The sequence below is a fragment of the Zoogloea sp. GDB6 genome (assembly GCF_056724105.1).
Window position 1 is genome coordinate 2,161,323 of the sequence record NZ_CM161497.1, and the last position, 12,569, is coordinate 2,173,891.

At 68.1% G+C, this 12,569-nt stretch carries 12 protein-coding genes and 1 riboswitch; of the genes, 9 read left to right on the forward strand and 3 right to left on the reverse strand.

Annotation, left to right across the window (positions count from 1 at the left end; all coding sequences use genetic code 11):
* The first annotated feature begins 123 nt into the window (after positions 1–123).
* The 4 genes from AC1PQG_RS09810 (at position 124) to AC1PQG_RS09825 (ending at position 3,540) form a co-directional block, all read left to right on the forward strand.
* Positions 124–549, forward strand: coding sequence for a VOC family protein (locus AC1PQG_RS09810; RefSeq protein WP_481122378.1), 426 nt, complete (start codon positions 124–126; stop codon positions 547–549).
* 3 nt (positions 550–552) lie between these two features.
* Entirely contained in the window at positions 553–1,338 is a 786-nt protein-coding gene (locus AC1PQG_RS09815) for a helix-turn-helix transcriptional regulator (protein ID WP_481122379.1), read from the forward strand.
* 92 nt (positions 1,339–1,430) lie between these two features.
* A complete protein-coding gene (locus AC1PQG_RS09820; RefSeq protein ID WP_481122380.1) occupies positions 1,431–1,985 on the forward strand; it encodes a YbhB/YbcL family Raf kinase inhibitor-like protein in 555 nt (184 codons plus the stop codon).
* 88 nt (positions 1,986–2,073) lie between these two features.
* Positions 2,074–2,136, forward strand: a riboswitch (Fluoride riboswitch).
* Positions 2,137–2,214: 78 nt separating this feature from the next.
* Positions 2,215–3,540, forward strand: coding sequence for a voltage-gated chloride channel family protein (locus AC1PQG_RS09825; protein WP_481122381.1), 1,326 nt, complete (start codon positions 2,215–2,217; stop codon positions 3,538–3,540).
* 93 nt (positions 3,541–3,633) lie between these two features.
* Here AC1PQG_RS09825 and AC1PQG_RS09830 read toward each other — a convergent pair whose 3' ends face one another.
* The 3 genes from AC1PQG_RS09830 to AC1PQG_RS09840 are packed head-to-tail and all read right to left on the reverse strand — an operon-like array spanning position 3,634 to position 7,157.
* Complete coding sequence (locus AC1PQG_RS09830) at positions 3,634–4,836, reverse strand: 3-oxoadipyl-CoA thiolase (protein ID WP_481122382.1); 1,203 nt, start codon at positions 4,834–4,836, stop codon at positions 3,634–3,636.
* A gap of 31 nt (positions 4,837–4,867) precedes the next feature.
* Entirely contained in the window at positions 4,868–6,382 is a 1,515-nt protein-coding gene (locus AC1PQG_RS09835; protein ID WP_481122383.1) for a 3-hydroxyacyl-CoA dehydrogenase, read from the reverse strand.
* 4 nt (positions 6,383–6,386) lie between these two features.
* Positions 6,387–7,157 carry an enoyl-CoA hydratase gene (locus AC1PQG_RS09840; RefSeq protein ID WP_481122384.1) on the reverse strand — a complete coding sequence of 257 codons (771 nt, stop codon included), beginning with the start codon at positions 7,155–7,157 and terminating at the stop codon, positions 6,387–6,389.
* A 143-nt stretch (positions 7,158–7,300) separates the two neighbouring features.
* On the opposite strand from AC1PQG_RS09840, the gene AC1PQG_RS09845 reads away from it, so the two are divergent.
* The 5 genes from AC1PQG_RS09845 (at position 7,301) to fahA (ending at position 12,558) form a co-directional block, all read left to right on the forward strand.
* On the forward strand, positions 7,301–8,152 hold the full coding sequence (locus AC1PQG_RS09845) for an IclR family transcriptional regulator (RefSeq protein ID WP_481122385.1): 852 nt from the start codon (positions 7,301–7,303) through the stop codon (positions 8,150–8,152).
* Between the two features lie 70 nt (positions 8,153–8,222).
* Positions 8,223–9,458 (forward strand): MFS transporter, encoded by a 1,236-nt coding sequence (locus AC1PQG_RS09850; RefSeq protein ID WP_481122386.1) that lies wholly within the window; start codon positions 8,223–8,225, stop codon positions 9,456–9,458.
* A gap of 99 nt (positions 9,459–9,557) precedes the next feature.
* Positions 9,558–10,634, forward strand: coding sequence for a 4-hydroxyphenylpyruvate dioxygenase (gene hppD / locus AC1PQG_RS09855; RefSeq protein ID WP_481122387.1), 1,077 nt, complete (start codon positions 9,558–9,560; stop codon positions 10,632–10,634).
* Between the two features lie 5 nt (positions 10,635–10,639).
* Positions 10,640–11,188 (forward strand): VOC family protein, encoded by a 549-nt coding sequence (locus AC1PQG_RS09860; RefSeq protein ID WP_481122388.1) that lies wholly within the window; start codon positions 10,640–10,642, stop codon positions 11,186–11,188.
* A gap of 53 nt (positions 11,189–11,241) precedes the next feature.
* Positions 11,242–12,558: a fumarylacetoacetase gene (gene fahA / locus AC1PQG_RS09865; protein WP_481122389.1), complete on the forward strand. Its 1,317-nt coding sequence runs from the start codon at positions 11,242–11,244 to the stop codon at positions 12,556–12,558.
* The last annotated feature ends 11 nt before the right edge of the window (positions 12,559–12,569 follow it).

Below are 12,569 nucleotides of genomic sequence, written 5' to 3' on the forward strand. Positions count from 1 at the left end.
CTTTGACAGGGCCTGAGCAACACCGCGCGTCCGTACTCATTCATTATCGATGCCGCGGCGCGCAGCGCTGACCCTGTCTTGGGTTCGCCGGCACGCCGCTTTGCGACTGATGGAGGCGTTCCAGTGTTGTCACATGTCTTTCTGGGTACCAATCACTTCGAGCAGGCGCTGGCCTTCTACCGGCCGCTCATGGATGCGCTCGGGCTCCACGAGCGCTTCTGCGATCCGCAGCGGCCGTGGGCCGGCTGGGAGCCGGCGCCGGGCGCCCGGCCGCTGTTCGTGATCGGCCGGCCGTACGACCAGGCGGCCGCCAGCGCCGGGAACGGCCAGATGGTGGCGCTGCTGGCGACGAGCCGGGCGGTGGTCGATCGGGCCCATGCACTGGCGCTTGAACACGGCGGGGCCGATGAGGGCGCGCCGGGTTTGCGGCCCGAGTACCACGCCAACTACTACGGGGCCTATTTCCGGGACCCGGACGGGAACAAGCTCTGCGTGGTGTGCCATGAGCCGGCCGTGGCTCCGGAGGATGGCGGCACGGCCACTCGCTGACCCATGGAAGAACGTAGTTTTCCCGCCAGTTGTTTCATCTCCAGCCGCGTGCGGCACCGCGTCGCGACGGTCGCGGTTCGCGAGGACGTGCTCATCCTCGTGCGCAGCGGCATCAAGACGCTCCACGGCGGTGGCTTGCCCATCACCCTCAAGGCTGGCACGGCGGTGGTGCTGGTGCGCGGGTCCCAGTGGGACGTGGTGAACGACCCCGCGCCGGACGGCCGTTACGAGGCGCTCGTGCTGCAGTTCGGCGACACGGCGATCCGGGACTTCCAGCGTGCCCATGCTTACGACTTCGACGGGCGGCGGCCGGATGGCTGCTTCGTGACCACGCCCGATGGACCGCTGGCCGAAGCCATCGGGCGGGCCGCCCGTTCCATCGAAGCGCCGGAAGTGTCGGAGCGCCTGCGCCAGCATCGGGTTGCGGAGGTGTTGCTGATGCTGGCGGAGCAGGGCTGTGTGCTGCGGCCCCGCGAGGCCTTGAGCTGGCCCGACCGGGTGCGGCGCCTCATCGCCAACCGGCCGCACGCGGACTGGACTGCGGAGACGGCGGCCCAAGCCTGCCACACCAGCGCCAGCACGTTGCACCGGCGCCTGGCCGAGCATGACCTGACGATCGGCGGCGTGATCCGCGAGATCCGGCTGGAGACGGGAATGCTGTTGCTCCAGACCACGCAGCTGCCGGTCGGTGAGGTCGCCCAGCGCTGCGGCTACGACTCCCACAGCCGCTTCTCGGCGGCCTTCAAGTCCCGCTACGGATTCCTGCCGTCCTATCTCCGCTCGGCGTGACGGGCGGCGCACAAGCCTTGGAGGGATCGGGCTAACGGTTGAGGCCACCGGACATCGAGAATTGCCTCGTCGATCAAACGAGGAGTCACGTAATGTCCATGAAATCCATTCTTGCATCCGCATTGCTCGTAGTGCTGCCGGCCGTGGCGAGCGCGGATGAATTCCGCCTCACCAGCCCGGTGCTCGAAGCCGACGGCTGGCTGCCCGCCGAACAGGTCTTCAACGGCTTCGGCTGTGCTGGCCGCAACGTGTCGCCGGCGCTGGCCTGGAGCGGCCTGCCGCCGGGAACGAAGAGCATCGCGGTGACGCTCTATGACCCCGATGCGCCGACGGGCTCCGGCTGGTGGCACTGGGTGGTCATCAACATCCCCGCCGAGGCCACCGGCCTGGCCGAAGGGGCAGGGGACGTGACGGCACGGCGACTCCCTGACCACGCCGCTACGCTGCGGACCGATTTCGGCACGCCGGGATACGGCGGCGCCTGCCCACCACCGGGCGACCAGCCACACCGCTATGTCTTCACCGCTTACGCACTCAAGACCTCGCGCATTGATCTGCCGGACAACGCGACGGCCGCGCTGGCGGGCTTCATGATCCACGCCAATATGATCGCCAAGGCGACGCTCACGGTCCGCTACGGGCGTTGAGTTGAGGGCACCTTCCGGGCCGGTCCAGGGCGGGAAGGCGCCTCGTCCGCCAGCGCTCTTCCGGATCGGCCCGCGCCTCGGTTAGAATCCGGCCAGTGGAGATGGCATTCCTCCCTTAACCGCCCTCGGGGCTGATGATGCCTGCATCGATTCCTGGTCAAGCCGGGCGGTGCGGGCATTTTTTACGCCCGTTCGCTTGTCCAGCTCCCCAACCACTGTCTGGACAAGCATGAAACGACTCAAGCAACTCGAACAGATCGATCTGCTTCCCTATCTCGGGAAGTGGATCCTGCTGGCCAGCGCCGTTGCCGCCCTGGCGGGCACGGCTTCGGCCTTCTTCCTGTACGCGCTGGAATGGGCCACCGCCACGCGCCTCCGCTACCCGTGGCTGATCGGCTTCCTGCCCCTGGCCGGGTTCGCGGTGGGCTGGCTTTACCTGCGTTTCGGGCAGCGTGTCGAGGCGGGCAACAACCTGCTGATCGACGAGATCCACGATCCGAAGAAGGTCATCCCGTTCCGCATGGCGCCGCTGGTGCTGGGAGGGACCGTGGTGTCCCACCTGTTCGGTGCCTCGGTGGGGCGGGAAGGGACGGCGGTGCAGATGGGCGGCGCGCTCGCCGATCAGCTCACGCAGCTGTTCCGGCTGCGGCACGCGGACCGGCGCATCATCCTGATGGCCGGCATCAGCGCCGGCTTCTCGTCGGTGTTCGGCACGCCGCTCGCCGGCGCCATTTTCGGGCTGGAGGTGCTGGCCATCGGCCGCCTGCATTACGACGCGATCCTGGCCTGCACGGTGTCGGCCATCGTGGCCGAGCAGGTGGGGCTGCTGTGGGGGATCCAGCACACCCATTACGCCATTCCCCATATCCCCGCCTTCTCAGCCTGGGGCTTGGTGGCGATGATCCTGGCCGGCGCGGTTTTCGGCCTGGCCGGCAAGCTGTTTGCCGACTCGACCCATGCGCTGGGCGGATGGATGAAGGCGCGCATCGCCTACGCGCCGCTGCGGCCGCTGATCGGCGGTGCGCTCATCGCCGCCGTCGCCTGGTGGTCGAGTGCGGATCGCTACCTCGGCCTGGGTATTCCGGTGATCGTCGAGGCCTTCCAGCATCCCCTGTCGCCGCTCGATTTCATCGCCAAGTTGGGCTTCACGGTCGCGTCGCTGGGCAGCGGCTTCAAGGGCGGTGAGGTGACGCCGCTGTTCTACATCGGCGCGACGCTCGGCAACGCGCTGGCCCCGTTGCTCGACATGCCGTTCGCGCTGTTGGCCGGCATCGGCTTCGTTGCGGTCTTTGCGGGCGCCGCCAATACGCCGATTGCCTCGACGCTGATGGCCATGGAGATCTTCGGTGCCGAGATCGGCGTGTTCGCGGCGATCGCCTGCGTGGTGAGTTATCTCTTCTCGGGGCACACGGGCATTTATCGCTCTCAGCGCGTGGGGCAGGGCAAGCACCGGCCGCCTCCGACCGGGATGAAGCTCGGGGAGCTGCCCGCCTACCGCAAGGCGCGGCGCGCTCAGGCCAATGACGTGACGGTAGATGTTGAACAGGACCGGTAGCACTGACTGTGTTCGCCACCACCTGATCGCCCTGTGGTTTCCTGGTGCAGATGGAGGTCGGTGCCCTGTGTCAGGGCGTCGCCTCCCGCTGCCTCAGACCCGCTCCAGCACCACTGCAATGCCTTGCCCGACGCCGATGCACAGGCTGACCACCGCATAGCGCCCACCGCGCCGGTGCAACTCCCGTGCGGCGCTGTAGGCCAGGCGCGCGCCGGAGGCGCCGAGGGGGTGGCCGATGGCGATGGCGCCGCCGTTGGGATTGACCCGTGGATCAATGGCGGACAGGCCGAGCAGCTTGAGGCAGGCCAGCACCTGGGTGGCGAAGGCTTCGTTGATCTCGATGAGATCCACGTCGGCGAGGCGCAGGCCGGCGCGCTCCAGCGCCTTCGGGATCGCCAGGGCCGGGCCGATGCCCATGATGCGCGGCTCCACACCGCTGACCGCACCGGCCAGGATGCGCGCCAGCGGGCGGGTGCCGGACTTGTCGCCGATGGCCGCGTTGCCGATCAGCAGCGCCGCGGCGCCATCGTTGATGCCCGACGCGTTGCCGGCCGTCACCACGCCACCGGCGAACAGCGGCTTGAGGCCGGACAGGCTGTCGTAGGTGCTTTCGGGACGCGGATGCTCGTCCTCGAAGACCATTGCTGGCGGCGACTTGCGGCCGGTCGGCACCGCGATGGGCAGGATCTCGCCTTCGTAGAAGCCGTCCGCCTTGGCGGCGGCGTAGCGGGCCTGGGAAGCGGCGGCGAAGCGGTCGGATTCCTCGCGGCCGATGCCGAACTCCGTGGCCAGGTTGTCCGCCGTTTCGGGCATCGAGTCGTTGCCGTAGGCTTCGATCAGCTTCGGGTTCGGGAAGCGGGCACCGATTGTGGTGTCGAAGACCTTGAAGTCGCGGCCGAAGGCGGACTCCGACTTGGCGACGACGAAGGGCGCGCGGGTCATGCTCTCCACGCCGCCGGCCACGTAGAGCTGGCCTTCGCCGCAACTCACGGCGCGGGCCGTGTCGAGCACCGCGGCGAGGCCGCTGCCGCACAGGCGGTTGATCGCCTGGCCGGGCACGCTGGCGGGCAGTCCGGCGAGCAGGGCGGCGTGGCGCCCCACGTTGCGGCTGTCCTCGCCGGACTGGCAGGTGCAGCCGAGGACCACATCTTCGATGTCCTCCGGTTTGAAGCTGCTGCGGGCCAGCAGTTCGCGGATCACCGTGGCGGCGAGGTCGTCCGGGCGCACGTTGGCGAGCTTGCCGGCGTGGCGGGTGATCGGGGAGCGTAGGCCGGCGTAGATATAGGCGTCGAGCATGAGTGTCGTCCTCAATAAGAAATAGGCGGTTTCAGGCTTCGGGCGTCAGCAGGGACACGCCGAGGCGGGCGCGGCGGAGCAGCCACGGGCTGGGGCGATAGCGGGGGTCCTGGTAGAAGTCGTGCAGGCCGTTGAGGATGCGCAGTACGGTCTCGGCGCCGAGGCTGTCGCCGAGGGCCAGCGGGCCTTTCGGGTAACCGAGGCCGAGGGTCACCGCGTCGTCGATGTCGGCCGGCGCGGCGATGCGCTGCTGGGCGATGTCGCAGCCGATGTTGACGATCATCGCCAGCACCCGCTGGGCGACGAAGCCGGCGCTGTCGTGAATTACCGTCAGCGGCAGGCCGGTACTACCGAGGGCGCCCCACACCGCGTCGCGGCTGGCCGGCTCGGTGATCGGCGTGGTCATCAGCGTGAGCTGGCGGTCGATCAGGATCGGATCGAGGGCGACGCTGTGGCGGGGATCGAGCTGCTCGTCGAGTACCGCCGTGGTCGCATCGCCGCTCACCGGCAGCACGATGCAGGCCGAAGCGGAGGTGGGCCGTTCGCCGGCGTCGATGACGCCGCCGCCCGCACGTAGCAGCGCCACCACTTGTTCGCGCAGCAGCGGATTGCGCGCGCTGACCCAGATCGGCGTGGTGCCGACAGCCGGTGCGGCAGGGACGGGCGCGACGACCGCTTCGCCGTCTTCGTAGGTGTAAAAGCCTCGACCGCTCTTGCGCCCGAGCAGGCCGGCGGCGAGGCGCTGGCGCGTGATCGGCGACGGGCGGTAGCGCGGCTCCTGGAAATACTGGTCGTAGATCGACTCCATCACCGGCTGGGAGACGTCCAGCCCGATCATGTCGAACAGCTCGAAGGGCCCCATGCGGAAGCCGGCGGCGCGCAGGATGCGGTCGATGGCGGCCGGTTCGGCGATGCCCTCGCCGAGGATGCGCAGGGCTTCGGTGCCGTAGGCACGGCCGGCGTGATTGACGACAAAGCCCGGCGTGTCGCGGGTGCGGATCGGGCGGTGGCCGACGCGCTGGGCGAGGGCCGTGAGCGTGTCGCCGACCCAGGCCTCGCCGAGTTCCGAATCGATCACCTCGACCACCTTCATCAGCGGTACCGGGCTGAAGAAATGGAAGCCGCCGACCCGGCCGGGCAGCCGGCAGGCGCTGGCGATGGCCGTTACCGACAGGGACGAGGTGTTGCTGGCGAGCAGGCAGTCGTCGCTGACGACGTCTTCGAGTTCGCGGAACAGCGCGCGCTTGGCGTCGAGCTTCTCGACGATGGCTTCGACGACGACCCGGCAGTCGGCCAGCCCGGCAAGGGCGTCGGCCACGTGCAGGCGGTCGAGGGCGGCGTCCAGCGCGGCCGCGTCGAGCTTGCCCTTGTCGGCCAGTTTGGTCAGCGTGGCGGCGATGGCCTCGCGGGCTTCAGCGGCAGCGCCGGCACGATTGTCGAAGAGGCGCACGGCGATGCCGGCCTGGGCGGCGATCTGGGCGATGCCGCGACCCATCAGGCCGGTGCCGACGATGCCCATCACGAGGTTTTCGGTGGTGGTGCTCATGTGTTCATTCCCCCGTGAATTCCGGTTCGCGCTTGTCGAGGAAGGCGTGCATGCCTTCCTTCTGGTCGCGGCTGGCGAAGAGCAGCTGGAAGGCCTTGCGTTCGAGCATCAGGCCGGTGTCGAGGGCGGCGTCCGCACCGGCCAGCAGCACTTCCTTGATCTGCGTAACGGCCAGCGGCGGGCGGCGGGCGATCAGCGCGGCCAGTTCCAGCGCCCGGGCCTGCACGTCGGCGTCGGCAACCACCTCGCTGACCAGGCCCATCGCGTCGGCTTCCCGCGCGGACACCGGCAGGCCGGTGAGCACCATCTTCATGGCCTTGAACTTGCCCACCGCGCGGGTCAGGCGCTGGGTGCCGCCGGCGCCGGGCATCACGCCGACCTTCACCTCCGGCTGGCAGAAGGACGCGCTTTCGCCAGCAACGATCAGGTCGGTGTGCATCGCCAGCTCGCAGCCGCCACCCCAGGCGAGGCCATTGACCGCGGCGATCACCGGCTTCGGGCAGTCGGCAATCGCCTGCCACAGCAGGTGGTTGTTGCGCAGCAGGATCTCGATGGCGCCCCGATCGGCCAGGTCGCGCAGGTCGGCGCCGGCGGCAAAGACCGTGTCGCCGCCGGTGAGGACGATGGCGCGGATGTCCGGATCGGCGCCCAGGGCTGCGAAGTGTTCGGCCAGGCCGCTGCGCACGGCCTGGTTGAGGGCATTGCGGGCTTCCGGGCGGTTCATGCGGATCACGGCCACATGGGGCGCCGGGCGTTCGACGACAACTTCGTTCATGCCTATCCCCGATTTGTATTTGTTCCGCTGTGCGGAATAATGTATTTAAAAATGGAACACTGGCAAACCTTAGCGAGTTTCTGGGGGGCTGTAAACGGGATTTGTTCTGCTGTGCGGATCTGTGTTCCGAAAAATTGACGAAGATGTTCCGCTGTGCGAACCTCGGCTTCATTCTTGTGAGCCGGCAGAAGGCGATGGACGACACCCAGAAGTTCGATGACGACGAAGAGAGCAAGGACCGCCAGTTCGTCAATGCGCTGGCACGGGGACTGGAGCTGCTGCGCTGTTTCCGGCCTGGCGAGCCTTATCTGACCAATGCGGAGCTGGCCCGGCGGGCGGGGATTCCGAAGGCCACCGTGTCGCGCCTGACGCACACGCTGACCAAGCTCGGCTACCTGGCCTATTCGGAACGCCGCGGCACCTATCAGCTGGCCTCCGGTGTGCTGGCCCTGGGCTATGCGCTGCTGTCCAACCTGGACGTGCGCCAGATCGCCCGGCCGGCGATGGAGGAACTGGCCGAGTATTCCCAGGCCTCGGTGTCCATCGGTGCGCGGGACCGCCTCAACATGGTGTACATCGAGACCTGCCGCAGCACTGCCAATGTCACGCTGCGCCTCGACGTGGGCTCGCGCATCCCGCTGGCCACCACCGCGATGGGACGCGCGCTGCTGTGCGGCCTGCCCCAGTCCGAGCGGGATTACCTGATGGACCACATCCGCCAGAAGGACGAGGAGAACTGGCCGCGCATCAAGGCCGGCATCGAGGAGGCCTTCCGCTCCTACGAGGAGCGGGGCTTCTGCGTGTCGGCCGGTGAATGGCAGAAGGACGTGCACGCGGTGGGCGTGCCGCTGCTCGGCGTGGAAGGGGAGCGGGCGATGGCCTTCAACTGCGGTGGCCCGGCCTTCCTGCTGCCGCGAGAGCGGCTGGAGGCGGACATCGGCCCGCGCCTGGTGGCGCTGGCCAACAAGGTGAAAGCCGACCTGGGGCGGGCCTGAGCATGGTGGCCGTGCTGCTCGCGCAGCCCTCCGGCGAAGGCCTGGATGCAGTTCCGCGTGGAGTGGAGCGATGACGGCCGAGGCCGCGTGCGCCATGCCGGCGCCGTCGCGGGCCTTCCTGGTCGGGCGGGTCTTCCTGCCCTTCGCGCTGGGCTACTTCCTGTCCTACATGATGCGCACCGTCAACGCGGTGATCTCGCCGGACCTGACGCGGGAGCTGGGCCTCAGCGCGGCCGACCTGGGTCTGCTGACCAGTACCTACTTTCTGGCCTTCGGGCTGGCCCAGATCCCGGTCGGCATCGCCCTCGACCGCTACGGGCCGCGCCGCGTCGAGGTGGGCCTGCTGCTGCTCACCGCGCTGGGGGCGGCGGTGTTCGCCACGGGGCAGGATCTCCCGACGCTGGCCAGCGGGCGCGGGCTGATCGGCCTTGGTGTGTCGGCCTGCCTGATGGGCGGGCTGAAAGCCTTCACCCAGTGGTTCCCGCGGGAGCGGCTGGCCTCGATGACCGGCTTCATCATGTCCAGCGGGGCCCTCGGTGCGGTGACGGTGTCGGTGCCGCTGCATGCGGTGCTGCCCTACATCGGCTGGCGTGGTGCCTTCTGGGCGGTGGCGGTACTGGCGACGGTTGGGGCGGCGGTGATCTTCTTCCGTGTCCCGGAGCAGCCGGCCCATGCGAGCGGCGGCCTGCAACTGGCCCTGAAAGGGGTGATCCGCGTGCTGAAGACGCCGGCCTTCTGGCGCTACGCCGGGCAGTCCGCCTTCTTCACCGGCGGCTTCATGGCGCTGCAGGGCCTGTGGGCGGTGCCCTACCTGATGCACGCCAACGGCTACACCCGTGCCTATGCCGCCGACCACCTGTTCTGGCTCAACATCGGCATGCTGGCGGGGCAGCTCTCCATCGGCGCATTGATGGCCCGCCTGGCACGCCGGGGCGTGACGCCGCTGCGCCTGATGCAGGTCGGGCTGTTCCTGACGATGGTGGTGGAAGCGCTGATCATCGCCCGCATCGGGCCGACGCTAGCTTTGTGGGCGCTGCTCGGCGTCACCGCGGCGACCAGCGCGCAGATGTACGGCGTGGTGGCCGGGCTGTTTCCGCTGCAGCTGTCCGGGCGGGCGACGGCGAGCATCAACCTGCTGGCCTTCGCCGGCGCCTTCGCGGTGCAGTGGGGGCTGGGCGGTCTGTTCGACAGTCTGCGCGCTGGTGGCTTCGAGGCGGCGCTGGCGATGCAGCTCGCCTTCGGGCTGCTGCTCGTCGCCCAGGTGTTGAGCTTCATTCCCTTGTTGGGTGCCCGTCAGGGGCATTGAGAAAATCGGGGAGCTTCTACCGAGGGCTGCTGTCTAGAGCGTGAAGGGCAGGCCGGCGTGACCATGTTCAGCCTGCCCAAAAGCGGGGAGGAGGCGCTCATGCCGGATCTGTTCGACAACCCGATGGGCTTGATGGGCTTCGAGTTCGTCGAGTTCGCGTCGCCCACGCCCCAAGTGCTGGAGCCCCTGTTCGAGAAAATGGGCTTCACCCTCGTCGCGCAGCACCGCTCGAAGGACGTGGTGCTGTACCGTCAGGGCGATATCAATTTCGTCGTCAATCGCGAACCCGGCAGCATCGCCAGCTACTTCGCCGCCGAGCATGGGCCGTCGGCCTGCGGGCTGGCCTTCCGCGTGCGGGATTCCCACCGGGCCTACAGGCGGGCGCTGGAGCTGGGCGCCCAGCCGATCGACATCCCCACTGGGCCGATGGAGTTGCGCCTGCCGGCCATCAAGGGTATCGGCGGCGCGCCGCTCTACCTGATCGATCGCTTCGATGACGGCAAGTCCATCTACGACATCGATTTCGAGTTCCTGCCTGGGGTCGAGCGCCACCCCAAGGGCTACGGCTTCACGCACATCGATCACCTGACCCATAACGTCTATCGGGGCCGCATGGCGTTCTGGGCCGGCTTCTACCAGAAGCTCTTCAACTTCCGCGAGATCCGTTACTTCGACATCAAGGGGGAATACACCGGCCTCACGTCCCGCGCCATGACGGCGCCGGATGGCCTGATCCGCATTCCCCTCAACGAGGAGGCCGGCAAGGGGGCCGGGCAGATCGAGGAGTTCCTGATGAAGTTCAACGGCGAGGGCATCCAGCACGTCGCGCTCCTCACCGATGACCTCATCGCCAGCGTCGACGCGCTGCAGATGGCCGGCATTCCACTGATGAGCGCGCCCAACGACATCTATTACGCGATGCTGGAGGAGCGGCTGCCCGGCCACGGCGAGCCCGTGCCGGAACTCCAGGCGCGCGGCATCCTGCTCGACGGTTCCACCGCCGGCGGTGAGCTGCGCCTGCTGCTGCAGATATTTTCCGAGACCCTGCTGGGGCCGGTGTTCTTCGAGTTCATCCAGCGCAAGCACGACGAAGGCTTCGGTGAGGGCAACTTCAAGGCCTTGTTCGAATCCCTGGAGCGCGACCAGCTTCGGCGTGGCGCACTGACTGCGGAGTAGATGAAATGCTGATCAAGCGGATTCACCATGCGGCCTACCGCTGCATCGACGCCAAGCAGACGGTGGAGTGGTACGGAAAGCACCTGGGCATGAAGTTCGTGCTGGCCATCGCCGAGAACGAAGTGCCGTCCACCAAGCAGCCCGACCCCTACATGCACGTGTTCCTGGACGCGGGGCAGGGCAACGTCCTGGCTTTTTTTGAACTGCCGACCCAGCCGCCGATGGGGCGCGACCCCAACACCCCGGCCTGGGTCCAGCATCTGGCGCTGGAGGTGGATTCGGTGGACACCCTGCTGGCTGCCAAAGCCAGGCTGGAGTCCGAGGGGATCGATGTGCTGGGCCCCATCGACCACACCCTTTTCAAGTCGATCTACTTCTTCGACCCCAACGGTCATCGCCTGGAGCTGGCGGCGAATACGGCGACGCCCGAGATGTTGCAGAAGCTGGACGACGTGAAGCAGGCCATGCTGGACGAGTGGGCGGTGACGAAGCGGGCGCCCCGGCATGCGGCGTGGTTGCATGCCGGCAGCGGGGCCAGTGCGACCGAGCCCTGATAGGCCGCACATGACGCGGAATTCGTTGTTGATCGCCACCGGGAATCCAGACGATGACCTTGTTGAACGAGACCCATGATCCGGCGCTGCAGAGCTGGGTGACGTCGGCCAATGCTGCCGGTGGCGATTTCCCCATCCAGAACCTGCCTTTTGCGGTGTATCGGCGGGCCGGGTCGGCCGAGGTGTGGCGCATCGGCGTCGCCATTGGCGAGCGCATTCTCGATCTGGCCGCTGCAGACGCTCGCGGCGTCTTCGCCGGGGAGGCGGCGGAGGCGGCCAGGGTTTGTGCCGGTGCCAGCCTCAACCCCTTGATGGCCCTGGATGCGGCCAAGTGGTCCGCGCTGCGTCTGGCGCTGTCCCGTCTTCTACGCGCCGGCTCGGAGGCCGAACCGGCGCTCCGGGACTGCCTGATGGCGCAGGCCGAGGCCGAATACGACCTACCGGCGACCATCGGCGACTACACCGATTTCTACACGTCGATCCACCACGCGACCCGCGTCGGCCGGCTGTTCCGTCCAGACACTCCGCTGCTGCCCAACTACAAGTGGGTGCCCATCGGCTACCACGGACGCAGTTCCTCTATCGGGGTGTCCGGCCAGGCTTTTGCCCGGCCACTCGGTCAGACGCTGCCGGCAGGGGCGACCACCCCGATCTTCGGGCCGAGCCAGCGTCTGGACTACGAGCTGGAGCTGGGGATCTTCGTCGGCTGCGGCAACGAGATCGGGAAGCCCATCCCCATCGACGAGGCCGACGCGCACGTATTCGGCCTGTGCCTGCTCAACGATTGGTCGGCGCGCGACCTGCAAGCCTGGGAATACCAGCCGCTGGGCCCGTTTCTGTCGAAGAGTTTCGCGACGACGATCTCGCCGTGGATCGTCACCCTGGAAGCGCTGGCGCCGTACCGCGTGCTTTGGCAGCGGCTGGACGACGATCCGCAGCCGCTGCCTTACCTGGCGTCGCCGGCAAACCGCGCAAGCGGCGCCTTCGACATCCAGCTTCAGGTCCTGATCGAGACAGCCCGCATGCGCGAGGCGGGTGAGCCGCCCGCAGCCTTGTCGCGGACCACCTTCAGGCACGCCTACTGGACGATTGCGCAGATGGTTGCCCACCATACGGTCAATGGCTGCAACCTGCGGCCGGGCGACCTGCTCGGCAGCGGCACCCAGTCCGGGCCGGCACCCGAGGAAGCGGGCTCGCTCCTCGAGCTGACCGGCGGCGGCAAGCAGGCGCGCGTGCTGCCCAATGGCGAAGCGCGGACCTTCCTTGAGGACGGCGACGCGGTATTCATGCGCGCCTGGTGCGAGAAGCCGGGTGCTGCGCGGATCGGCTTTGGAGAGGTCATGGGCCGGGTGCTGCCGGCTGCGGCCTGAGGAGGAGGGTG